Source organism: Nostoc mirabile CHAB5784 (assembly GCF_020829645.1).
Taxonomy (GTDB): Bacteria; Cyanobacteriota; Cyanobacteriia; order Cyanobacteriales; family Nostocaceae; genus Nostoc; species Nostoc mirabile.
The window spans coordinates 135,991-158,828 of record NZ_JAIVFS010000003.1 but is presented as its reverse complement, the minus strand read 5'-3'; the positions used below and the strand labels follow the sequence as shown (position 1 = coordinate 158,828).

24 protein-coding genes are annotated in these 22,838 nt (G+C 40.3%); 16 read left to right on the top strand and 8 right to left on the bottom strand.

Going from position 1 to position 22,838, the window contains the following annotated elements:
* Positions 1-6 precede the first annotated feature (6 nt).
* A complete protein-coding gene (locus LC653_RS04030; protein ID WP_229492716.1) occupies positions 7-441 on the bottom strand; it encodes a hypothetical protein in 435 nt (144 codons plus the stop codon).
* Positions 442-872: 431 nt separating this feature from the next.
* Between LC653_RS04030 and LC653_RS04025 the strand changes: the two genes are divergently transcribed.
* Positions 873-1,181 carry an NIL domain-containing protein gene (locus LC653_RS04025; protein ID WP_229492714.1) on the top strand — a complete coding sequence of 103 codons (309 nt, stop codon included), beginning with the start codon at positions 873-875 and terminating at the stop codon, positions 1,179-1,181.
* 77 nt (positions 1,182-1,258) lie between these two features.
* Here LC653_RS04025 and LC653_RS04020 read toward each other — a convergent pair whose 3' ends face one another.
* A complete protein-coding gene (locus LC653_RS04020) occupies positions 1,259-1,936 on the bottom strand; it encodes a response regulator transcription factor (RefSeq protein WP_012407592.1) in 678 nt (225 codons plus the stop codon).
* 1,136 nt (positions 1,937-3,072) lie between these two features.
* On the opposite strand from LC653_RS04020, the gene groES reads away from it, so the two are divergent.
* From groES to LC653_RS03995, 5 genes are all read left to right on the top strand, one after another.
* On the top strand, positions 3,073-3,384 hold the full coding sequence (gene groES / locus LC653_RS04015; protein ID WP_100898362.1) for a co-chaperone GroES: 312 nt from the start codon (positions 3,073-3,075) through the stop codon (positions 3,382-3,384).
* 132 nt (positions 3,385-3,516) lie between these two features.
* On the top strand, positions 3,517-5,151 hold the full coding sequence (gene groL / locus LC653_RS04010; protein WP_229492712.1) for a chaperonin GroEL: 1,635 nt from the start codon (positions 3,517-3,519) through the stop codon (positions 5,149-5,151).
* An 84-nt stretch (positions 5,152-5,235) separates the two neighbouring features.
* Entirely contained in the window at positions 5,236-6,048 is an 813-nt protein-coding gene (locus LC653_RS04005; RefSeq protein WP_229492710.1) for a DUF4351 domain-containing protein, read from the top strand.
* Between the two features lie 20 nt (positions 6,049-6,068).
* The gene (locus LC653_RS04000; RefSeq protein ID WP_229492703.1) at positions 6,069-6,302 is read left to right on the top strand and encodes a DUF4351 domain-containing protein; all 234 of its coding nucleotides are present in this window, start codon (positions 6,069-6,071) and stop codon (positions 6,300-6,302) included.
* Between the two features lie 3 nt (positions 6,303-6,305).
* Positions 6,306-8,282, top strand: coding sequence for a 3'-5' exonuclease (locus tag LC653_RS03995; RefSeq protein ID WP_229492702.1), 1,977 nt, complete (start codon positions 6,306-6,308; stop codon positions 8,280-8,282).
* Between the two features lie 75 nt (positions 8,283-8,357).
* Here the strand turns inward: LC653_RS03995 and LC653_RS03990 are convergent, their stop codons facing one another.
* Positions 8,358-8,540, bottom strand: coding sequence for a type II toxin-antitoxin system HicB family antitoxin (locus LC653_RS03990; protein ID WP_229492701.1), 183 nt, complete (start codon positions 8,538-8,540; stop codon positions 8,358-8,360).
* A gap of 118 nt (positions 8,541-8,658) precedes the next feature.
* On the opposite strand from LC653_RS03990, the gene LC653_RS03985 reads away from it, so the two are divergent.
* The 10 genes from LC653_RS03985 (at position 8,659) to LC653_RS03940 (ending at position 16,569) form a co-directional block, all read left to right on the top strand.
* Positions 8,659-9,438: a class I SAM-dependent methyltransferase gene (locus LC653_RS03985; RefSeq protein ID WP_229492822.1), complete on the top strand. Its 780-nt coding sequence runs from the start codon at positions 8,659-8,661 to the stop codon at positions 9,436-9,438.
* Positions 9,439-9,504: 66 nt separating this feature from the next.
* Entirely contained in the window at positions 9,505-10,443 is a 939-nt protein-coding gene (locus LC653_RS03980; protein ID WP_229492700.1) for an SPL family radical SAM protein, read from the top strand.
* Positions 10,436-11,722 (top strand): photosystem II assembly protein, encoded by a 1,287-nt coding sequence (locus LC653_RS03975; protein ID WP_229492699.1) that lies wholly within the window; start codon positions 10,436-10,438, stop codon positions 11,720-11,722. Before LC653_RS03980 ends, LC653_RS03975 begins: the two co-directional genes overlap by 8 nt.
* Before the next feature lie 74 nt (positions 11,723-11,796).
* Positions 11,797-12,636, top strand: a complete 840-nt coding sequence (locus tag LC653_RS03970) for an urease accessory protein UreD (RefSeq protein WP_229492698.1) — start codon at positions 11,797-11,799, stop codon at positions 12,634-12,636.
* Positions 12,637-12,675: 39 nt separating this feature from the next.
* Positions 12,676-12,978 (top strand): urease subunit gamma, encoded by a 303-nt coding sequence (gene ureA / locus LC653_RS03965; RefSeq protein WP_229492697.1) that lies wholly within the window; start codon positions 12,676-12,678, stop codon positions 12,976-12,978.
* A gap of 21 nt (positions 12,979-12,999) precedes the next feature.
* Entirely contained in the window at positions 13,000-13,305 is a 306-nt protein-coding gene (locus LC653_RS03960) for an urease subunit beta (protein ID WP_229492696.1), read from the top strand.
* A 211-nt stretch (positions 13,306-13,516) separates the two neighbouring features.
* On the top strand, positions 13,517-15,232 hold the full coding sequence (gene ureC / locus LC653_RS03955; RefSeq protein WP_229492695.1) for an urease subunit alpha: 1,716 nt from the start codon (positions 13,517-13,519) through the stop codon (positions 15,230-15,232).
* Positions 15,233-15,465: 233 nt separating this feature from the next.
* Complete coding sequence (locus LC653_RS03950) at positions 15,466-15,891, top strand: hypothetical protein (RefSeq protein ID WP_229492694.1); 426 nt, start codon at positions 15,466-15,468, stop codon at positions 15,889-15,891.
* Between the two features lie 97 nt (positions 15,892-15,988).
* Positions 15,989-16,204 carry a RelB antitoxin-like protein gene (locus LC653_RS03945; RefSeq protein ID WP_233718030.1) on the top strand — a complete coding sequence of 72 codons (216 nt, stop codon included), beginning with the start codon at positions 15,989-15,991 and terminating at the stop codon, positions 16,202-16,204.
* Positions 16,198-16,569, top strand: a complete 372-nt coding sequence (locus LC653_RS03940; protein ID WP_229492692.1) for a type II toxin-antitoxin system VapC family toxin — start codon at positions 16,198-16,200, stop codon at positions 16,567-16,569. Before LC653_RS03945 ends, LC653_RS03940 begins: the two co-directional genes overlap by 7 nt.
* Before the next feature lie 69 nt (positions 16,570-16,638).
* Here LC653_RS03940 and LC653_RS03935 read toward each other — a convergent pair whose 3' ends face one another.
* The 5 genes from LC653_RS03935 to LC653_RS03915 all read right to left on the bottom strand — a co-directional run bounded on the left by LC653_RS03935 (position 16,639) and on the right by LC653_RS03915 (position 22,549).
* Positions 16,639-16,920 carry a hypothetical protein gene (locus LC653_RS03935; protein ID WP_229492691.1) on the bottom strand — a complete coding sequence of 94 codons (282 nt, stop codon included), beginning with the start codon at positions 16,918-16,920 and terminating at the stop codon, positions 16,639-16,641.
* On the bottom strand, positions 16,907-17,044 hold the full coding sequence (locus tag LC653_RS03930; protein WP_229492690.1) for a hypothetical protein: 138 nt from the start codon (positions 17,042-17,044) through the stop codon (positions 16,907-16,909). Before LC653_RS03930 ends, LC653_RS03935 begins: the two co-directional genes overlap by 14 nt.
* A 109-nt stretch (positions 17,045-17,153) precedes the next feature.
* Positions 17,154-17,312 (bottom strand): hypothetical protein, encoded by a 159-nt coding sequence (locus LC653_RS03925; RefSeq protein ID WP_229492689.1) that lies wholly within the window; start codon positions 17,310-17,312, stop codon positions 17,154-17,156.
* Between the two features lie 24 nt (positions 17,313-17,336).
* A complete protein-coding gene (locus tag LC653_RS03920; RefSeq protein WP_229492688.1) occupies positions 17,337-20,939 on the bottom strand; it encodes a WD40 domain-containing protein in 3,603 nt (1,200 codons plus the stop codon).
* Positions 20,939-22,549: an AAA-like domain-containing protein gene (locus tag LC653_RS03915; protein ID WP_229492687.1), complete on the bottom strand. Its 1,611-nt coding sequence runs from the start codon at positions 22,547-22,549 to the stop codon at positions 20,939-20,941. The genes LC653_RS03920 and LC653_RS03915 overlap by 1 nt, the downstream gene beginning before the upstream one ends.
* Between the last annotated feature and the right edge of the window lie 289 nt (positions 22,550-22,838).

Genomic DNA, 22,838 nt, shown 5'->3' with positions numbered 1-22,838 from the left:
ACATTTTTATTTAACACCAGACCTGCTAAAATGCCACTGGCAGCAGCTATATTTCAGATCCCAATAGCAAATAAGGGTGTTATTGTAGTCTGCGATCGCAAAATAATATGGATGATGTTGTTCAGGGTTGTAGCAATCTAGATTAAATTCTGTCAAGGTATGTAGGCATTGCATTTTTGCAAAGGGCAGATAATTCAATATGGCTTGTTCAGCAATAGCTTCGCTGCTATAGGACAATAAGAGCAAAGCTGATTGCCGCACTTCTCTGACATCATCGCCCAATGCCTGGATTACTAGATCAATTCCTTTAGACCCATATTGAAATGCTTCTAAAAGAGCATCCACTTTTTCTTTTGTAGAACCACCGCGCAAACGATATCTAATGCCCTCTAATCCCTCTAGTGCTGCACTAGAAGAAGAAACTAGGTCGTCTTCTCTCATAACCTCGCTGTTATCTGTGGGGGAATTTATCTAATAGTGTATGTCCATTAAATCTGTTAAAAGGGGAGAAATCTTAAGCGCATATTTTGCCAGTACAACAGTAAATATCGTAAACAATTAACTTTTATTCATATCTAAGTTTCTAGTAATAGAGTTTTCTAATATTTACTTTATACAAAATAAATTAGGGTTACAACAATTGTTGTAACCCTACAGATTAGCTATATTAAATCTGCTTAAAAAGCATCATAAAATAATAATCAACCTCATAACTACCGAATTATGAACAATTCTTCACATTTACTATATCTAGATTAACGGTTTGCAAAGGCAAATACTTTCTTGCTTGCCTGCGTTGGATAAGTGACGCTAGTGTTAAAAGAATTGTGCAAAGTCAAACCTTCATCTCAGAAGTCGAGTAGGAAGCTAGAATGGCAATTCCAAGTAAACAAGTAAAATCTAATACTGATATTTTAGATAATAGACGCACCCAAACTCGTATCCAAGTTCACATTCCTAAAGACTTACATGAGGAACCAGTCATTTCACGACTGGTTTCTCACTATGGCATTACAGTGATTATTGCTGATGCTCAGGTAAGCGCAAACGTGCCACAATATAGCTGCTTCGATCTGGAACTGCGAGGTACTGTTTCTCAGATTAAAAGCGCCCTAACTTACCTGGATGAACTAGATTTAGAAGTTTTGCACCAATCCAGCCCTGAAAAAGATGGGTGGTAAATCTTAGTTAGGAGTTAGGAGTTAGGAGTTAAAAAATTCATAATTCATAACTCCTAACTTTTAACTCTTAACTGGGTTTAGGCCATTTGATTTTCAATCGCCCACCGCGCTAGTTCAGTGCGGTTGTGGAGATTGGTTTTGCCCAACATATTGGACACATGGCTTTCAACCGTGCGCTGACTAACATTTAGTTCTTCAGCAATTTCCCGGTTAGCTAAACCCCTAGCGACAAACTGGACTACTTTCAGTTCGGTTGGGGTTAATTGCACGTCGAAGGGAACCTGGATACGGGAACCGTTTTCGCCTCCTTTTGCTTGGTGTTCTTTCCAACGGATAGTTTGTTTCAGCGAGGATTCAACTTGTGCGACGAGTTCTTCTGGTTCAAAGGGTTTGACCATATAAACATCAGCACCTTTATTCAGACCCTTAACTCGGTCTGCACTTTGTCCCTTAGCTGAAAGGAAAAGAACCGGAATCCAACTGGTGCGTTCGTTTTGCCGGACTTGTTCTACAAAAGTATATCCGTCCATTTCCGGCATCATCACGTCGCAGATAATCATGTCTGGAACATCTTGCTCTAAAATTTCCAGAGCTTCACGTCCATTTTCGGCGGTGATGACTTCGTATCCCCGGAATTCTAAGTAATCCTTCACCAGCAAGATGAGGTTAGGGTCATCATCAATCAATAGAAGTCGTTTGTGATCTTTCATGCTGGGCTCTTTCATAGCAGTGGCACTTGTCGCGCTTCGGTCCATCAAAGTCTTGAATATTTATCCTCTATTGTGGGTTATTTCGAGATGTTGTCCTTTTTCCTACTTAACTTGCCTTTGCTGTCTCGAAGTCTCAAAAAATGCCGAGCACTTTCAAGAGACTAATAGCTGGATAGCAAAAGTCCAGCAAGGATACGTATAGCAGTAGTATCTATAATGCGCTATTATATATCGCATTGAAAGTGACGGGCGAAAAAACACTGATTAAATAATAATCCTTCTGACTCACAAGTAAGTATTGGCTTAAAGATGACCCTACCTCAAAACCAACCCGCACTTTCTTAAAGCTTACTACTGTACCATATCCTTCGGTTGTTAAGCCTCTATGAGGTGTTCACAATAAACTAGGGAAGTTTCTGGCAAAGGATGGGTTAAAAATGCATATTTTTCTACCACCTTATTGCCTATTACACCTTATTGCCTATTAAGTGTTCTTGGATGATCCGCTCAATAACTTCCGGGCTTGCTTGGGGATATCAGACACCATTAGGGTAAACCACCATTATGAGTCCAGAACAACAAACGCGCAAGCAGTTGGCTTTAGTTCTATAGACGCAAATGGGATGACTCTGTTGCGGCTCATCAAATTTTAACTCTTTAAGTCGCTTTTTTAAGTATTCCCAGGATTCCAGACTAGCTCGTTTTGAGTAGTAGTTAGCAATTGTCTGGTCAGCGCAAATAAAAATGTGTCGCTGAATTTTTGCAATTCCTAAAGTTTCTACATAATTACTCAGGGCTTTATGTTCTAGAGACTTAGCGGCTTTGGGGATTTGATGGCTTGACTGGATCGCTGTATTGTTACTTATCGAGCGGCTCCCTGATTACAGTTTTATAACAATTTCCAAGCTTTGCAAATAAAGTTCTGAGAAGGGGAGTAGGGAGTAGGGAGTGGGGAATGGGGGAAGAATTCTTATAACTCCTAACTCTCCACTCCCTACTCTCTTCGTAACTTACGGAACAGAACCCGAAAGGTAGAAATAATTAAGCATTTATACTTGAGTAGATATCTGAGCCTCTAGTTCGGGAACCCGTACTCAAAGAATTCTTGCCATTGGACGCTACTTTTCGGTAGATTAGCACTCAGGAGTTGAGAGTGCTAATCTCTAAAGGAAAGAAATAATATGGCAGCTTTATCTCTAAGCGTTTCTACAGTTAAACCTTTAGGCGATCGCGTTTTCGTAAAAGTGAACGCCTCTGAGGAAAAGACCGCAGGTGGTCTGTATTTGCCCGATACCGCCAAGGAAAAGCCCCAGGTAGGGGAAGTAGTGGCTCTTGGCCCTGGCAAGCGTAATGACGACGGAAACCGTCAGGAATTGGAAATCAAAGTCGGCGATAAGGTGCTGTACTCGAAGTACGCTGGCACTGACATCAAACTCGGCACCGAAGAATATGTACTGCTTTCTGAAAAAGATATTTTAGCAGTCGTTATCTAGTGGGGAGTGGGGAATGGGGAATAGGAAAGAGTTTTCCCGATGCCCAATGCCCAATACCCAATACTTCGACTTCGCTCAGTACAAGTGCCCAATTCAACAAAAAATTGACTTACTCCTGGAATTTAGACACCTATGGCAAAGCGCATTATCTACAACGAAAACGCCCGTCGCGCCTTGGAACGAGGCATTGACATCCTGGCTGAGGCTGTAGCTGTTACCCTTGGCCCCAAAGGTCGTAACGTAGTCCTAGAAAAGAAATTTGGCGCACCGCAAATTGTCAATGATGGTGTAACGATCGCCAAAGAAATCGAATTAGAAGACCACATTGAAAACACTGGTGTAGCTCTGATTCGTCAAGCTGCTTCTAAGACCAATGATGCTGCGGGCGATGGTACGACCACTGCCACCGTTTTAGCTCATGCGATCGTCAAAGAAGGCTTGCGGAACGTTGCAGCTGGTGCTAATGCAATTTCGCTCAAGCGTGGTATAGACAAGGCTACTGGCTTCCTCGTAGAAAAAATTGCTGAACACGCCCGTCCAGTAGAAGATTCCAAAGCCATTGCCCAAGTTGGTGCGATCTCGGCTGGTAATGACGAAGAAGTTGGTCAGATGATTGCCCAAGCAATGGACAAGGTGGGCAAGGAAGGCGTAATTTCCCTAGAAGAAGGGAAATCTATGTTCACCGAATTGGAAATCACCGAAGGGATGCGCTTTGACAAAGGCTACATCTCTCCCTATTTCGCTACCGACCCTGAGCGGATGGAAGCGGTTTTTGATGAGCCTTTCCTACTGCTGACCGATAAGAAAATCGCCCTAGTGCAAGACCTCGTACCAGTGTTAGAGCAAGTAGCTCGTGCTGGTCGTCCTTTGGTGATTATCGCTGAAGATATTGAGAAAGAAGCTTTAGCAACCTTGGTAGTAAACCGTTTGCGCGGTGTACTCAACGTGGCTGCTGTTAAGGCTCCTGGCTTTGGCGATCGCCGCAAAGCACTACTGGAAGACATCGCTGTTTTAACTGGTGGTCAACTAGTTACCGAAGATGCTGGTCTGAAGCTAGATAACACCAAGCTGGATAGCCTGGGTAAAGCTCGCCGGATCACCATCACCAAGGACAGCACCACAATTGTTGCCGAAGGTAACGAAGCTGCTGTTAAGGCTCGTGTCGAACAGATTCGTCGTCAAATCGATGAAACCGAATCTTCTTACGACAAAGAGAAATTACAAGAGCGTCTTGCTAAACTCTCTGGTGGTGTCGCTGTAGTGAAAGTGGGTGCAGCGACCGAAACCGAAATGAAAGACAAGAAGTTGCGCTTAGAAGACGCTATCAACGCCACCAAAGCTGCTGTGGAAGAAGGTATAGTTCCTGGCGGTGGTACAACTCTGGCTCACCTTGCTCCTGAATTGGAAGTTTGGGCGAAGAGCAATCTTAAGGATGAAGAGTTGATTGGTGCTTTGATTGTCGTTCGCGCCTTACCTGCACCTCTGAAGCGGATTGCTGAAAACGCCGGTCAGAATGGTGCTGTGATCGCTGAACGGGTGAAAGAGAAAGAATTCAACGTTGGCTACAACGCTGCGACAAACGAATTCGTCGATTTGTTAGCTGCTGGTATTGTTGACCCTGCTAAAGTGACTCGTTCTGCTCTGCAAAACGCTGCTTCCATCGCTGGTATGGTGTTGACAACCGAATGTATTATAGTTGACAAGCCTGAGCCTAAGGATGGCGCTCCTGCTGGCGCTGGTGCTGGTGGCGGGGACTTCGATTACTAATACTTTGTAGTTAGATAATTTGTGAAAATGGCTGCTTCCTTTTTGGAGGCGGCTGTTTTTTTGTGTCGGGAGAAGAGGAAGAGTGTGAGTTACGACAACGCTTGTAAATATTTAGCTGAACAGTACCCAGCCGAGTTTGTGCGTTGGTTGCTTGGGGTAGAGGTGCAAGAAATTGAAGTCTTAAAAACGGAACTCACGCTTGAACCAATTCGCGCGGATTCTGTGACATTTTTGCAGGCGGCTAACCAAATTTTGCACATTGAATTTCAAACTTTGGCGAAATCTAATCCGGCGCTTAATTTCCGAATGCTTGATTATTCTGTGAGGTTGAAGCGTCAATACCGTTGTTCTGTAGTGCAAGTGCTAATCTTTTTGCAAGAAACTACTAACGAAATGGCTTTTACTGAAGAATATCGGGACAACACAACGATTCACCAATATCAAGTTGTTCGTCTTTGGGAGCAAGATTCAACACTATTTTTAGCTAATCCGGCGCTGCTACCTTTAGCAAGTTTGACGCGAACTGAGTCGCCGCAAACTTTACTGGCGCAAGTGGCTGAACAAGTCGCTACAATTCCAGATAGGGAGGAGCGACAAAATATTGCGGGTTGTGTAGAAATTCTGGCGGGTTTGCGGTTTGATAAGGATTTGGTTCGGCAATTTTTACGGGAGGATATTATGAAAGAGTCTGTAATTTATCAAGATATCGTTCAAAAGGAAGCGTTTAAATTGATTAGTCGTCAGCTTAAACGGCGTTTTGGTGATATTGATGGATCATTAGTTGAGCAGGTTCGGAATTTATCTGCTGAACAGTTAGAGGAGTTGGGAGAGGCGTTGTTAGACTTTTCGGAAATTGCTGATTTAGTAGCTTGGTTAGAGCAGCAGGAGAGAGACTAAAATTTTTGCAGAAAGATACTATGAAAGAGTCTGTAATTTATCAAGATATCGTTCAAAAAGAAGCTTTTAGATTGATTATTCGTCTACTTAGACGGCGTTTTGGTGATATTGATGAATCATTAGTTGAGCAGGTTCGGAATTTATCTGCTGAACATTTAGAAGAGTTGGGAGACGCGTTGTTAGATTTTTCCAAAATTGCTGATTTGGTAGCTTGGTTAGAGCAGCAGAAAGAAGAAAAACAAGATAGGTATTAAACTATGGCTTTAATGGTTCCCGAATCTATATCATCATCTGCTAGTCAAGGCGAACAAATTTTATATAGAATACTTCGTGAAAAATTGCCAGATGACTTTTTAGTTTGGTATAAGCAAGTCGTTGAAAGTAATTATATTGATTTCCTGATTATTGCACCTAATTTTGGACTATTGATAATTCAAGTTATTACTTGGTATCCATCGCAAATTAACGGTACTGATATTAACAAAATTAAATTATTTAATTATCCAGAAAAAAATAAAAAAATAGAATTAAAAAATTCTCCGTCATATCTATATATTCCGGGAAGACGAACCCGTAAGCGTTCTATAGAGATAAATGAGGAACAGGATACTTTCTCAGTATGGACAAATCTATTTCAAGAGTTGATAGATCAATTATTAGTGAAATTACAAAAATATCACATACTCACTCACCTTAATGGAGATAATCAACAGAAATTAGCATTCCCTTGTAACTATGGCCTATTTTTTTCTAATATTACCGCAGAGCAAGCGCAAGAAAAAAATATTGATAAATTATTATCTCTATCACAAATTATATACCGTCATGAATTATTTTATAATCAGAGTATTAGTAGTGATGAATTAGTAAATAGATTAATAAAAATATTTACTAATACTTTTACTTTACCTCGTCTTACCCATGAGCAGATTGACACTATAAAAGCTATTATTTTTCCAGAAATAGCTATTAAATTTGTACCAGCATCTCTCCACAGTGTTCCTAATGGCATTGAATTAAAAAATGAAAGTTATGTATTTAAAACGTTAGATCATCGTCAAGAATGCATAGTTAGATCAATTGGTGATGGACATAGAATAATTTATGGTGTAGCCGGCTCAGGAAAAACTTTAATACTTTTATCTCATGCTAAATTGCTAGTTAAACAAAATCTTCATCAAAAAGTTTTAATTCTTTGTTTCAACAGAAGTCTTGCTGCTTATCTCAAGTCTTTAATATATGAATATTCAAATCAGTACAATTCCACTAGCAAAATAGAGGTGTTTACATTTTATGCTTGGGTAAGTTCGCTTATAAAAAAAATCCCAGCACCTTCAGGTTTTACTACAGAATATTATGATGGGATTTTAGGTGAAATACTACTAAAGCAACTTGAAAATACTCCGATAAAACATAAATATGATGCAGTTTTAGTTGATGAAGGACAAACATTTGATCCTATGTGGTTTAAATGTTGTGTAGCTGCGTTAAAAGACCCAGAACATGGCAATCTCATGATTGTGGCAGATGGTCGTCAATCCGTTTATAAACGTAATAATTTTACTTGGAATTCTGTGGGAGTCAAAGCAGTTGGACGGACAAGTAACAAAAAATTAAAACTTGACAAAAACTATAGAAATACTCAGGAAATATTAGCAGCAGGCTGGAGTTTATTTAGTAACGTTATTGATGAAGAAAATTTAACATTCGATATTGTTAAGCCTACAGACGCTGTACGTCGTGGTGTAAATCCAATTCTACATATTGAAACATCAGAAATTTATGAAGTAGAATCTGTCATTAATGAAGTTAAAGATTTAGCAAGACTAGGTTATGCACTAAATGATATTGCTATTTTATATAGAATGGCAGATGACCAAAAAAAGGTATTATTAAAATCTCTAATTAAAAAATTGCAAAATTTAGGAATTGAAACAGATTGGGTTAGTGAAAATAGAGAGTCTGAGAAAAAATATAATATTAAAAATTCTGGTATTAAAATTATTAATACGCTTGGGGCGTTGGGTTTAGAATTTAAAGTCGTTTTAATACTCTGGGTTCAAGACTGGGATTTTAGTATACCTCCACGTTCTGAAAGTGATGTTTTGACTTGTAGAAGACTCTATGTTGCTATGACTCGTGCCCAAGATGTACTATACATTTTTGGTTCTGGAAACTCCAAGTTACTTCAACAATTGCAGTACAGTGGAAATTTTACAGTTAAACAAGCATGAGCGTTCAGCTAGAATCAGAAAATTCTATTAGTTGGCATGGCAAACTTAACTTAGTGTCTGCTGATCGCCAAAATTTCACCCAGGTAATTTACAATTACCATACTGTACTTCCATTAATTTAATCGCTACATCACGAGCAATTTCTAAAGTTTCAGCAATAGTCCGTCCTTGAGCTACTAAACCTTGAAGTTCATCAGATGTTGCTAAATAAACGCCTTCTGGTAGTTTTTCAATGTGGATGTTTAGCAATCTTTCCATTATTGTATGTAGATGTTAGTGTTTGGAGCGGTTTAATTGTTATGATATCGCTTTTCTGAACAACAGCGATGTCTACGACGGGCTACGCCTACGCACTTCCACTTTTACATCAAAACCGATGAGCCAAATTAATCCTGAAACAACCCCCTTACATACCTTAAACCCACTCAATCGATTTTCTGACAGAGCAGAGGATTATGTAAAATATCGACCAAGCTACCCCGCAGATGCAATTGATATTATCTTGGAAGGATTAGATGAAAATTCACAACTCGTAGCAGCAGATATTGGTGCAGGTACAGGAATTGCTTCAAGACTGTTAGCTGAACGGGAGGTTAATGTCATCGCCATAGAACCAAACGCGGCGATGCGAGAAGCTGCCCAACCACATCCTTTGATAGAGTTTCGTGATGGAACAGCAGAATTTACTCAACTACCTGATAATTCAGTTGATTTAGTTACTTGTTTTCAAGCTTTCCACTGGTTCAATCCCGAACCAACTTTATTGGAATTTCACCGCATTTTAAAACCATCAGCACGCTTGGCTGTGGTGTGGAATAATCGCGATCAAGAAGATGCATTAACCACAGAATATAGTCGAATAGTCCGCGAAGCATCTAATAATCACCCAGCAGAATCTCGAATGCAGTCGGTAGAGCCACTGTTAGTAACTCCCCATTTTATTAACATCCACGAATATAATTTTACTTATAGACAACAGTTAGATTTAACTGGACTGATTGGACGAGCAATGAGTGTTTCTTACCTCCCGCGTGAAGGCTTGGGATATGAACAGCTTATTGATAGGTTTCAAGAATTATATCAGCGCTTTCGTGATGAGAGTGGTTTTGTCTATATGGTCTATCGCACTAGCGTACACCTTGGTGAAGTAATTTAAAAATAAAAATGGGAATCATAGGAAGTAGGGTGCGTTAATTCACTCTCAATAAATATCGGGATTCACATGGCACAACCAAAATATGAAGGTTATTGCGAATGCATTCCTACCAAGTTAGTCAAAGAAAAATTTGGAGATGTTAATGTTTATGCACAAAATGCGAAATCACTCTTAACAAAAGCTACCGGATTTATTGGTAATTATGATTTTACTCTAAATCCTTACAGGGGATGTCAATACGGTTGTAGTTATTGCTATGCTGCTGCATTTACCCCTAATGCTCAAATGCGCCAAGATTGGGGAAAATGGGTAATTTTTAAGGAAAATTCTGCTGAAATTTTAGCGAAAGAATTAAAAAAATGGTATGAAAAAAATCCTCAGATTCCTCCTAGTATATATATGAGTAGCGTTACTGATCCTTATCAACCACTTGAGTCTAAACATCAACTGACTCGTCGGTTATTGGATGTAATGCTTGATGTGAGTATTGACGGTTATCCAACTCCAACTTTGGTGATTCAAACTCGTAGCCCAATTATTACTAGAGATATTGATTATTTACAACGATTTAAGCGATTGCGAATTAATATGAGCATCCCTACTGGGAGTGAATTAGTGAGAAAAGATTTTGAACCGCGATCGCCCAGTATTAAAGCCAGACTAAATGCTATCACTAAAATTAAACAAAATATTGATTATTATAAAGGTTTTGTTCCTAAAATATCTATCACTATTACCCCTCTACTTCCTACTTTACCAACTGATGAAGCTGCTTTTATTGACAAATTAGCCATCGCAGATAGGGTTGTAATTCAAGCTTTTCATGCTAGCCATAGTCGTTCTATTATAGCATCAACTCGCCAAGAAGCTGAAGAAATTAAGCAAAAATACGCTTGGTGGTATGACAATGAGAAACTAAACTATATGAAATTTAAGGAAAAGTTAAGTTCTCGGCTTCCAGGTGTAGAAATTATGGAAGGTAAAGAGGGATTTGGTTATGAATAATCCTATCGTAAATTGGTGGCGAAGTCAGCAGTTAAAATTATCTTTAAGACGCGGGGATATCCGACGTGCAGCCCAACTATTACAAGAGATTCAAAAGTCAGGTGCAAGATTCTCATGGTTAGAAAAATTATTTAGGGATAAACTTCAACTTGAACGTTATTCCCAAGAATACAAACGACAAACGGAAACTTTAACTAAACAACTAACAGAAGTATCACAGCAAAAACCTAATCTTATATTAATGCCAGATGAGGAGTTTGTTAAATATATCTATAAAATTTTTAATTTAATACACCACGATGAATATAAATTGCAATCTACTGGTATTGATGAACGTATATTTGATGATTTTGAATCAAGTTTAGTTGAATATCTTAAAGAAGAATTTAGTAGGATTCCTGACAAACAGTTATTTATTAAGTTAGAAGACGCTCTTGAAGATATTAATAACTTAAAAATTGGACAAGACCCAGACTATCGTTTTAGTCTAACTCCTCATGTCTATTTTATGAAGTATTTTTTAGAAAATGTATATTGTATATATTTAGCTTGGTTTCTGATTTACCAGGATGCTTTACTCCCAAGTAAGGTTAATATCCTTGATATTGCAGCAGGCCCAGGAACAGTTGCTTATGGTTTAGCTTTATTTCTCCAAAGTAGTAGCGGTTTTTTTCATATCCCGCAAATACACATATCCTACTACTCTTTAGAAAAACAAGATGCCTTCCAGTTTCGTGGACTTCAGTTTTGGCGACGATATATAGAGTCGCGTCTAACCCCAGTGAATGCTTATTTCCGCTTTGTTACTACTGATATTTTTACTTGGAAAACTCAATCGAATAATCTACCCAAAGATTTTTTCGACTTTATCGTAATTTCCCACTGCTTCTTTTTAGATAAAGCCAAGAGGATTGAAGCTAATAATACTTACAAGCAAATATTTGCCACTAGCTTAAAAAATTCAGGTTATGTTCTGCTAATTGTGCAAGATAAGAAATTATTCAAAATTTACGATGTTCACCAAGTTGAAAACCAAGAGCAAGAAAAAAACGTAGTGGATAAATTTATGGCAGAACTTGGATTAGAGTTAGTCTGGTATAGATATTTAACCTCAACAGGTTCAAGAACATCTTTGCCCGGTGCTGAATTTGCTAAGTTTGCTCAAGACAAATTACCAAAAAAACTGTATATGAGTCCAATACTGCAACAGTATTTTAGTCAAAAGCATCAGTCAAACTATACATTAGATGATTATGTAATCTTGGCGAAGAAATCATGATAAATTGCAGGTAACGCACCAAAGAATGCATTAAATAAATATGAGATATCTGAAGTTTAATCATGAATTTATAAATGATCTGCAATTCACAAACAGTAGAAGGTTGGCATGGCAAACTTAATTTAGTCTATGCCGATCACCAGGGTAAAACCCAATTAATTTACAATCACCAACAAGCGCCCCTGAAGGTACAACGCCCATTTTACCCAGAAGGGGAAAAAGTTTGTCATAGCGTAATTTTACATACAGCCGGGGGAGTGGTGGGAGGCGATCGCTTATCCTCTAACATCCACCTCCAAGCCCAAGCCCAAGCCTTAATCACTACAGCTGCTGCAAGCAAGATATATCGCAGTAATGGCTTACAAGCTACGCAAACCATCCAGATACAAGTTGATGCTGGTGCTTGTTTAGAATGGTTGCCGCAAGAGACAATTTTATTTAACGGTGCGATTTATCGGCAAGATTTACGGGTAGAATTAGCAACCGGGGCTAGCTTTTTAGGCTGGGAAATTACCCGGTTTGGTCGCAGTGCTAGAGGAGAGAAATTCTTGCAGGGAGAATGGCGATCGCACACGGAAATTTGGCAGCAAGGTGTTCCTTTATGGATTGATCGGCAATGGTTACGGGGTAGCGAAGAAATTTTCCACAGTCCCCACGGCTTGGCTGGAAAACCAATTGTAGGTTGTCTAGTTTGGGTTAGTAGTGGAGTTTCTGCAGAAATTGTCGAAAAAACGCGAAATTTATGGGATGGGGAAGGAGAAGCGGGTGTTAGTCGGTTACAACATGGATTATTGTGTCGATATCGCGGTGCTTCTACATCTGAGGTGAGAAACTGGTTTATTGATATTTGGCAACTACTGCGAGTTTCTTTTCTGAATCGTAGTAATTGTATACCAAGAGTGTGGCAGGTTTAAACGAACCACGAAGGCGCGAAGGACGCAAAGGAGATAGGAATGCAACTTACGCCGCAGGAAAAAGATAAGCTATTAATTTTTACAGCTGCTTTATTAGCAGAAAGACGTAAAGCAAGGGGTTTGAAACTGAATTATCCTGAAGCGATCGCTTATATTTCTGCTGCCATTTTAGAAGGTGCAAGGGATGGGCAAACTGTAGCTGAATTGATGAGTTATGGTACAACTCTATTAACGCGGAATGATGTCATGGAAGGAATACCTGAAATGGTGCATGAAGTGCAGGTTGAAGCAACTTTTCCTGATGGCACAAAGTTAGTAACAGTACATAATCCAATTCGTTAATTTTGGAATTTTGAATTTATTATGATTCCTGGGGAAATTATCACACCAGCAGGTGAAATTGAACTAAATGTTGGTCGTCCAACTATAAAATTACAAGTTTCAAATACAGGCGATCGCCCCATCCAAGTCGGTTCCCATTATCACTTTTATGAAGTTAACACCGCCTTAAATTTTGACAGAGAACAAGCGCGAGGAATGCGTCTCGATATCCCCGCAGGAACCGCAGTCCGCTTTGAACCAGGCGACGAAAAACAAATAACTCTAATCCCCCTCGTTGGTACTCGCCAAGTCTACGGCTTCAACGCCAAAATTAACGGAAAACTCTAAAAATCTTCGCACTAGCCAGTAGTCCCGCTCACCAAGCGCCAGTCAACCGGACGGAGGCTATAGGCTAATGGAGTATCAGATTTTATGTTTTGGATGAATAATTCTACTTAGCATTTTATTAGTTGGAAGTCCCTTTGAAAAAAATTATCACCTTATCTCTATAAGGTTGCTGAAAAATATTAAAATCAACACCATTGTCAGGAGTAGCATTATGAGTTACAGAATGGATCGCCGCGCCTACGCCGAAACTTATGGGCCGACAGTAGGCGATCGCATCCGACTTGCAGACACAGAATTATTTATTGAAGTTGAACAAGATTTCACCACCTACGGCGATGAAGTGAAATTTGGCGGCGGTAAAGTCATCCGAGATGGCATGGGACAATCCCCTATTTCTAACGCTGATGGTGCTGTAGATTTAGTAATTACTAATGCCTTAATTCTCGATTGGTGGGGTATTGTCAAAGCAGATATCGGTATTAAAGATGGCAAAATTTTCAAAATTGGTAAAGCCGGAAATCCTTATATTCAAAATAATGTAGATATTATTATTGGCCCTGGAACTGAAGCCTTAGCCGGTGAAAGAATGATTCTCACTGCTGGCGGTATTGATGCCCATATTCATTTTATTTGTCCCCAACAGATTGAAGTGGCGATCGCTTCCGGGATTACCACAATGATCGGCGGTGGTACTGGCCCAGCTACAGGTACAAATGCCACTACCTGCACCCCCGGCCCTTGGAACATTTACCGGATGCTGCAAGCTGCTGATGCTTTTCCCGTCAACTTAGGATTTTTGGGTAAAGGTAACGCCAGTCAACCCCAAGGACTTGTAGAACAAGTAGCCGCCGGTGCAATGGGGTTAAAACTGCATGAAGATTGGGGAACCACACCCGCAACAATTGATACCTGCCTCAGCGTTGCCGATGAATATGATGTGCAAGTAGCTATTCATACTGATACCCTGAACGAAGCCGGATTTGTTGAAGATACGATCGCCGCTTTCAAGAATCGTACCATCCACACCTACCACACCGAAGGCGCAGGCGGAGGACACGCACCAGATATCATCAAAGTTTGCAGCCAAGCCAACGTTCTGCCTTCTTCCACCAATCCCACACGTCCTTACACCCTCAACACCTTAGATGAACACCTGGATATGTTGATGGTATGTCATCATCTTGATCCAGCGATCGCCGAAGATGTCGCTTTTGCCGAATCTCGCATCCGTCGGGAAACCATTGCTGCTGAAGACATTTTGCACGACTTAGGCGCATTTAGCATGATTTCTTCCGATTCTCAGGCTATGGGAAGGGTAGGCGAAGTGATAATTCGCACCTGGCAGACATCTCACAAAATGAAGGTGCAACGGGGAACTCTTAATCCACAGGGTACAGAGCAAAAAGCAGATAATTTTCGTGCAAAAAGATATGTTGCTAAGTATACTATTAACCCAGCGATCGCTCATGGAATTGCTGAATATGTGGGTTCAGTAGAAGAGGGAAAATTAGCAGATTTATGTTTGTGGCGTCCTGCATTTTTTGGCGTGAAACCAGAGATAGTCATTAAAGGCGGAATGATTGCATGGTCGCAAATGGGCGATGCTAACGCCAGTATTCCCACACCGCAACCAGTGTATATGCGACCGATGTTTGGTAGTTTTGCAGGGGCGCGTCATGCCACATCATTAACTTTTGTTTCCCAAGCAGCTTTAGAGAAAGAAATTCCCAGCCAGCTAGGTTTACAAAAAGCAGCAGTTGCAATTTCTGGGACACGCCAATTGAGTAAGCAAGATATGAAGCTGAATGATGCACTACCCTACATTGAAGTAGATCCAGAAACATACCAAGTTAGGGCAGATGGTGAGTTGCTGATTTGTGAACCTGCAACAGTTTTACCAATGGCACAGAGGTACTTTTTGTTTTAATTCATGACCGAGCAACTTACTGATTACGATAGTCCTTGGAAAAAAGTCAAAATAATTCGTAATTCGTAATTCGTAATTCGTAATTATTATCCCACGACTAAAGTCGCTTGCTCCAAAATAATTATGCTACGCGCTTTTGTGTCTCCATTGATTGATCGAGTTACTCTGTATCCTTCAATTACGAATTACGAATTAGTAATTATATTGTGATGGCGCATCTCAAGACCAAGGCAATGCAACGAAACCCACAAAATCGGCTACAGTGGAAACTAAGCCTAGTCAGACGGCTGTATGAACGGGGATATAGCCGGGAAGATATTCGGGAATTATTTCGGTTTATCGACTGGATAATGGTTTTGCCAAAAGAGTTGGCGCTTAGTTTTAAAACAGAAGTAAGAAGTTACGAGGAGGCAGATAGAATGCGGTACGTAACTAGTATTGAAAGGCTAGCAAAAGAAGAAGGAATTGTCGAAACTGCTAGAGAAAGCATCATTACAGTCCTAGAAACGCGATTTGGAGAAGTGCCAAGCTCTATTGTCGAAGTTATCAATAGTATAGAAGAACCATCTGTACTAAAAATGCTTCATAAAAGAGCGATCGCTATTCCTTCCATAGCAGAATTCGAGCAAGTTTTAGATAGTATTGCCTCTGAAAAATGAGCGATACTGGTTTTAAGTGACAGTAAAATTGCCCTGATCATTTTTTAATTTTGAAGTTACGATAAAATATTTGAAGTTGTATCTAAAGCTGAAAGTTATGCTACCTTTTAAGAAAAAAATTGTGACTGATGAAGCCATGCGTCCAGTAGCAGTATTAATTGATTATCAGGACTGGCAGCAAATTGAGAAGATATTAGAAGCTCATCAATCACAACAAAAACAAGAGTTTAATTTAAACCAGTATGCGGGTGTAATTCAACTAACTCAAGACCCTTTGGAATATCAGCAGCAAATTAGGGATGAGTGGTGTTGATACAACCTTTGATTTTTTTAGATACAAATATAGTCTTGTATTTTTTAGGTGGTCGCTTGATAAATCCACTACCATCAGGACAATATTTTATTTCAGTGATTACTGAGATTGAATTACTCTCTTATCCAAGTCTCAGTCTAGAAGAAGAAACACAAATTATTGATTTTTTAAATAAAATTACAGTTGTTGGTATTGATAGTAATATTAAGAATTTAACAATCGCATTTCGCAAACAATATAGACTTAGGCTTCCTGACGCAATAATTGTAGCAACTGCAAAATCTATAAATGCAACATTGTTTACGAATGATGTCAGATTGGCTAATTTAACAGAAATTAACACTCAGTCTGTGCAAATTGTGTAAGAGGAGCGATCGCTTGCTTTGTAGTGAGGGTGCGATCGCCTGTTTTAGAGTCAGAATGCAATTAGACAATTACTCGGATATCCTCATGCTTTCTTTCATAGCCATAAACCGTTCTCGCAAATTGCCATTTTTTTTTAGATAATTTGCAATTGATTTATCATCAAAAATTTGATTAGCTAACTTAAGGAATTCTTGTTTCTCTTCTTCGTTAAGAGTATCGTTATTATTAAGACTACCTACTGACAGATGAGGATTACCTCCAGTATCTAAATGTCTTTGCCTTGCAATGCTTCCGAGTTCTACCAGTCGGCGGATTTGCTCTTGTTTGTTATGATCATTAGTTACTGTCATCGCCTTGAACCCACTCTGTAGGGTAAATCTCTCCATCTTGGGTGATTAGTGCTATTGGTAAAACAGGACTCATAGTAGCAATAAACCATAAACCCCTATCTCTTTCATATGTATTGTAGGTCATTAGCTCCAGGGTTTGTAAAGCATTGATAATTATATATTGTGCGTCGCTGGGTTCCACAGGTTGTTTAACTCGATTTCAGCCAAGGCTGACTTTACATTATTCCAATGCATCAATAGCGCGATCGCTTGTTTTGGATTGAGAATACGATGGTCGCAAAGCGAACCGCCTTCGTCATCGCAATTCCTTCCACAGCAGAATTCCAGCAAGTTTTAGATAGTCTTTCCTCTGAAAAATGAGCAATATTGCTTTGCGGTAAGGGTAAAGTCACCTCATCATTTTTTTGATTGAATGCTTATTTATTTGGGCATACATTAAGCTTTTGTTGAGGATAAGTGTCAAAGTAATCTTTTAGCCATTTGCAACCTTGATTTAGCAGTTCGTCCAACTCTCTAACAGGCCATAGTATTGCTTTGTCATCTCCAGCTGTCGCCAGCCACTTGCCATCGTTGCTAAAACTAACACTTTTAACAATGCCCTGATGACCTTTAAAATCTGCCAGTTGTTCTCCAGAGGCAGTCCGCAGCTTTACTGTACCACCAAAGCCGACTGTCGCAAGTAGTTTTCCATCATTGCTAAAACTGATGTTAGTGACGCTCCTCTGATAAGTCTTTATTGGTTTTCCCAATTGCTGTCCTGATAAATTCCACCGTCTAATAGTGCTATCATCACCAGCGGTAGCAATTTGCTGACTATCTGGCGTGAAACTGACACCATAAACAGTGCCTTGATGACCTTTGCCTTTAAGTTCTACATATTTTTTTTCTTGGATGTTCCACAGCCTTTCCATGCCACCCTCTCCTACTACAACTAGAAACTTGTCATCCGGGCTAAATCTTACAGCCTCAACCTTATTCTTGGAAATAGAAAGTACTTCTTTCCGATTACCCTTGAGATCCCACAGTTTTACTGTGCCATCTTCTCCAGCCGTTGCCAGCATTTTGCCATCATTGCTAAAATTTACTGTTGCAATACTGCCTTGACCACTATTGAACTCTTTTGCTTGTGGCGATTTTATATTCAGGTTCCATAGTCTAATAATCTGATCATCTCCTCCTGTAGCAATTAAATTGCCATCCTTGGGACTAAAACGGACACTTATGACCTTACCTTTAGCTTCCTGAACTATTTTTAACTGTTTTCCCTTGGAATCCCATAGCCTTACTGTTCCATCCTCAGAACCTGTAACAATTCGTGTTCCATCTGGACTAAAACGGACACTTCTAACTTTGCCTTGATGTCCGTCTAATTTTAGCAATGGCTTCTCATCAAGATTCCACAGCCTGACGGTGGCATCATCTCTACCCGCAGTTGCCAAAATATTAGAACGACCTTTTGGGCTAAAACGAATACTCACAACACTGCCCTGATGTCCTTTAAATTCTGCTAGGAGCTTTCCTTGAGTATTCCACAGTTTTACTGTGCCATTCTTGTTAGCTGCTGCCAGAATATTGTCTTTCGTCTGATGAAAACGGACAGTCTCAACACCCTCGGAATTAGCTGGAAATTCTTGCAATTGTTTTCCTGAAGAATTCCATAGCCTGATCGTGCCATCATCTCCAGAGGTGGCAATTCTCTCACCATCAGGACTAAAGGTGACACTATTTACTCTACCTTTGTGACCTCTGAATGTTGTTACTAAGCTGCCATCTAGTTTCCACAGCTTCGCCAAACCATCATCTCCAGCTGTGGCAATTTGGTTTGTTTTGGGGCTAAAATTCAAGCTTTTAATAGTGGGCTGATAAATATCGCATTCAATGGCTGGAGTAGGTACATTTTTATCGCAGCGCTTATGAGCGTTAATTATTAACTTTTCTTTTTTTGTTGAAAGATCCCAAAACCTGACAGTGCCATCTTCTCCAGATGTAGCAATTTCGTCATCTCTAATAAATCGGACATTGTTAACACTGCTTTGTCCTGTCGGAAGATTTGCCAAATTATCAAATGACTTATCTGATATGTCCCATACTTTTAACGTACCATCCTTGCTTCCTGTAGCTAATTTTTTTGCATCCTGGTTAACATCGATGCTTAAGATTCTCTGTTGATGGGCTTGAATTTTTAACAACTCTTGTCCTTTGCTATTCATTAGCTTTACAGTCCCATCTTCGCCACCTGTAGCAATTAGCATGTCTTTGTCATTCTTTGTATCAATAAAACGCACACTATTGACACCATCTTGATGAGTGTCTATCTGATTTTGTTGACGGATGTTATCGAGAATTGTCTGTAAAGCCAAGATAGGACTGACGGCTGGATATTCTTCCAAAGGGCGACTAGTAACTAAGTTTTTCAGGTCTTGTCCACTCTGCATAGCCGAAACTAAAGCTTCTAGTGGTGCAGTCTCAAACTGTAGCAAGGCTAGAGCTCCTACTTTCTCTAATTTCGTGGCTGTTTGGGTTTGTGTTAGCTTCTGTTGTGCGGCTATTTGGGTTTGTGTTAGCTTCTGTTGTGCTTGGTTGACTGATATGATCGCTACTGTTACCACGAATATTGCTGCAACTGCGATCGCTATCAGGGCGTATATTCCTTTTTTGATCGTCTGCTTGGCTTTTTGAATTGTCTGGTTGGCTTTTTGAATTCTCTGCTCGGCTTTCCTTTTTGCTCGATCCAAAATCTTCATCGCCTCTATCTCAGCTGCCAAAGCAACTTGAACTTCTCGTTGTTCGGCTTGTTGACTAGCCGTCAAAAACTGATTGTCCTTATTACTCAAGCTTCTAGGATTTGCCCATTCCAGCGCTTCTTGCAATGCCTGTCCGCGTAACAGCCGCGATTCATCCTGACAATTGGAATCTAACCATGCCTCTATCGCTTCAGCGTAAGGTCGTAACCTCGCTAGTGCTGCTTTAACCCAACTTTCGTCAAAAACAGATTCATAAATGTGGTTATAAACTCTTAACTTGCCACGTTGTTTGACTACCAATCCTGACAGACATAATTCTCCTTGTTCAGGGCTATCATCAGCTGCAACTTCTGTCTCCTGCCAGATTTGCTGATATAGTCCCAAAAGTCGCCCAGCCCTATGCTCATTTCTGGAAATGCGATCGCGTATCGTCCGCAAATGCTCCGGCTCATCTTGTGATTCCCAATTCTCTATAATTACCGTTAGCACTAACTCCCTTACTTGGGCTAAATTTATCCCAGATGGGATGAGATTACAAAGCTTCTGGGTGAGAAATGGTTGCCCACCAGTCCAATTCAAAATCTCTTGCAGTAACCTTTGGGGATTACTAACTTTCCCTACTAATCCTTGGGCTAATGGTTCAACTTCATCCAATAGAAAACCGTTGAGTTCAATCGCTCGACCAATATTAAACGGTGTACGGTTGCTATCTTGAATCAAATCTGAAGGAGTCGCTACCCCCAACAGTGTAAAGGTGATACGCCTATATTCTGGCTGATCAGCACGCTGGTTATAGCAGTTGCGGATCAAAGCAAAAAAGTCATCAGTGGCAAAATTCAGGCTGAGAACACTATCGATTTCATCTATAAAAATGACGATATTTTGAGAGACTTCAACTAATAGAACTTCTTCAATAAATTCACTCAAGCGCTGTACTGGAGAAAGATGATCGCGATCGCGCCACCAACTCCGTAAATCAAACCTGCCACCCAGCGCAAAACTCGTCACTAAAATCCGCACTACACCTGCATACCACTGATCTGCTGTAACGTGTTTGCTACCAATTTTCGTCAATACAATCACAGCACAGGCAATCCCCTCTGTTTGTAGCCTGTGCATCGTTTGCACCTGCAAGCTAGACTTACCCATCTGCCGTGAGTTCAGTACATAACAAAACTCACTAGCCCTCAAGGCTTTATACAAATCTGTATCTGCTTGTCGCACTACATAACTAGGGGCATCAACTGGCAAACTCCCCCCAACTTGATATTTCATCAGCTCACTCTCAGGCGATCGCCGAAATATTGACGATACAAATCACAACGCGGTGTGACATCATTTCCTTGTTGTTGCAGCAAACCCATGCTGAGTAATTTAAAGCATTGCATCGAATCCAACCTAACTGGGTTAGTATTGGTGATTACATTCATCATCGCAGCTGCTAATTCCGGACGCTGTTCTAAATTCCACAAGTGCCGACGTAAATGCTCGCTATAAAGGCCGGTTTCTATGGGCGCTGTTTCTAATAGCATATCGAGTGTAGTATCTTGTCTAGCGATGTAATAAAGTGCCACACGTACAAGATAGGGATGCCCTCCTAGCATTGCCATCAGTTGCTCAACTTGGGTATAACTCCAATTGAGTCCATGCCTTAGTGCCAAATCAAGCACCTGTTGACGGCTAAAATCTGATAATGCAATTGGCAAGCCGACATTAAATGGTGATTGATTGAAATTGAACGGGATATACACTTCAGTAGAATGCACCACTACCAACCGCAGTTTTCTCCAAATCTCCTGATTTTTTCCATCTTCATGCCAAGCGCGTAACAGCCCAAAAAAATCAGCAGCAATTTCCGGATATTGAAAGACCAAATCAACTTCATCCAAACCCAAAGCTAGAGGCTGTTTGATTTCTGCCAGGAGATACTCCTCGAAATAAGCGGTGCAGTTGATCTTACTACTGCCATCACTCTCGTCCCACCAGTGCCTCTCTAACTGGTTGGGTAGTTTTAGCCTCCTTCCTACACTGGTACAAAACCACCGCAGGAACTTATCTAAATCAGCAAAAACTCTTCCATCTGCCAATTGAAAGCTTAAAGGCACAGTCAGATAACCTTGCTGTGAAGCTTGGTAAAGAATCCTTGCCATAAGTGAGGTTTTACCTGTCTGCCGGGGTGCTTTGATCCTGATTAAAGATCCCGACTGCAAAATTGCCTCGTAGCAGCGAGATTCGATGGGGGGACGTTCTATATAAAATTCTGAAGCTAAATCCACCTGTCCTTCAGGCAATTCTGGTTCTGCTACTGGCAAAGGAGGATGATAAGATGGGGTGATGGGGGAAAATAATTGTTCGTCTCTCAATTCCCCAATTGCCCAATTCCCCACTCTCGCACTCTCACCGTCTGCCAGTAAACTAAAAATTTCCTGTAAAATTCTGGAAGTATCGGCAGGTGAATTCCATTCTCGCTGCTGAATCTGTTGTAAATAACCCCGCAAATCATAATTTAGTGGCGTACTCCAAGGGAAGTTGACGCGAATGGGCAAAATCACTGGCTTATGCTGATCACTGCCATCCCGCAACTCTTTGGCCTGTCTCACCTCTTCTGTCACCATCTCGCTAGTTGCCGATCGCTCAGACAACAGCAACAAAAAGTAATCACACAGTTTTAATTCTTCATCAATGCGCTGAGGCCATTTTTCCCCCAAGCGAATACTCTCGCCCGCCATGAATGCTTCGTGTCCAGCAGCTTTAAGAGCTTCATAAAAATTATGGGCAAGGCTCAAATCTGGATCTTGACTGCGATAGCTGATGAAAAACCTGGCACTTTTCCTGGCTGCTGGCAAAGTTGGCATAGTCGGCTCAATATCCAGAAATTTTGACAAATTTGACTATTTTTTGCAATCAATGTAGAGAATCGAAGCTAGTCTCTACCTGTTTCCACAAGTAATTCGCTAGTAGTCGATACACTACTTAGTCGTATTTTTTTACTTGGTGATATTAATACTACTATATTCGTGTTGTTATCCTCTGTATTAAGTTCTAGAAGTTTATGAGCCATAATTCAATTAGCTTGTGGCTATCTGTTAAAAAGGTAAGTAAAGTAGTTTTTAAAACACATTTATATAAATTTCTTGGTAAACAATTTTTTTCGGAGGGAGTTTACCTAAAAGT

Coding starts and splice junctions, on each gene's coding strand:
- LC653_RS03960 (WP_229492696.1), top strand. CDS start 13,000: ATGATTCCTGGGGAAATTATCACACCAGCAGGTGAAATTGAACTAAAT.
- LC653_RS03975 (WP_229492699.1), top strand. CDS start 10,436: ATGAATAATCCTATCGTAAATTGGTGGCGAAGTCAGCAGTTAAAATTA.
- LC653_RS04020 (WP_012407592.1), bottom strand. CDS start 1,936: ATGGACCGAAGCGCGACAAGTGCCACTGCTATGAAAGAGCCCAGCATG.
- groL (WP_229492712.1), top strand. CDS start 3,517: ATGGCAAAGCGCATTATCTACAACGAAAACGCCCGTCGCGCCTTGGAA.
- LC653_RS03995 (WP_229492702.1), top strand. CDS start 6,306: ATGGCTTTAATGGTTCCCGAATCTATATCATCATCTGCTAGTCAAGGC.
- LC653_RS03980 (WP_229492700.1), top strand. CDS start 9,505: ATGGCACAACCAAAATATGAAGGTTATTGCGAATGCATTCCTACCAAG.
- LC653_RS03950 (WP_229492694.1), top strand. CDS start 15,466: ATGCAACGAAACCCACAAAATCGGCTACAGTGGAAACTAAGCCTAGTC.
- ureC (WP_229492695.1), top strand. CDS start 13,517: ATGAGTTACAGAATGGATCGCCGCGCCTACGCCGAAACTTATGGGCCG.
- groES (WP_100898362.1), top strand. CDS start 3,073: ATGGCAGCTTTATCTCTAAGCGTTTCTACAGTTAAACCTTTAGGCGAT.
- LC653_RS04000 (WP_229492703.1), top strand. CDS start 6,069: ATGAAAGAGTCTGTAATTTATCAAGATATCGTTCAAAAAGAAGCTTTT.
- LC653_RS03930 (WP_229492690.1), bottom strand. CDS start 17,044: ATGACCTACAATACATATGAAAGAGATAGGGGTTTATGGTTTATTGCT.
- LC653_RS03985 (WP_229492822.1), top strand. CDS start 8,659: ATGAGCCAAATTAATCCTGAAACAACCCCCTTACATACCTTAAACCCA.
- LC653_RS03990 (WP_229492701.1), bottom strand. CDS start 8,540: ATGGAAAGATTGCTAAACATCCACATTGAAAAACTACCAGAAGGCGTT.
- LC653_RS03945 (WP_233718030.1), top strand. CDS start 15,989: ATGCTACCTTTTAAGAAAAAAATTGTGACTGATGAAGCCATGCGTCCA.
- LC653_RS04030 (WP_229492716.1), bottom strand. CDS start 441: ATGAGAGAAGACGACCTAGTTTCTTCTTCTAGTGCAGCACTAGAGGGA.
- LC653_RS03935 (WP_229492691.1), bottom strand. CDS start 16,920: ATGACAGTAACTAATGATCATAACAAACAAGAGCAAATCCGCCGACTG.
- LC653_RS03920 (WP_229492688.1), bottom strand. CDS start 20,939: ATGAAATATCAAGTTGGGGGGAGTTTGCCAGTTGATGCCCCTAGTTAT.
- LC653_RS04025 (WP_229492714.1), top strand. CDS start 873: ATGGCAATTCCAAGTAAACAAGTAAAATCTAATACTGATATTTTAGAT.
- ureA (WP_229492697.1), top strand. CDS start 12,676: ATGCAACTTACGCCGCAGGAAAAAGATAAGCTATTAATTTTTACAGCT.
- LC653_RS03970 (WP_229492698.1), top strand. CDS start 11,797: ATGATCTGCAATTCACAAACAGTAGAAGGTTGGCATGGCAAACTTAAT.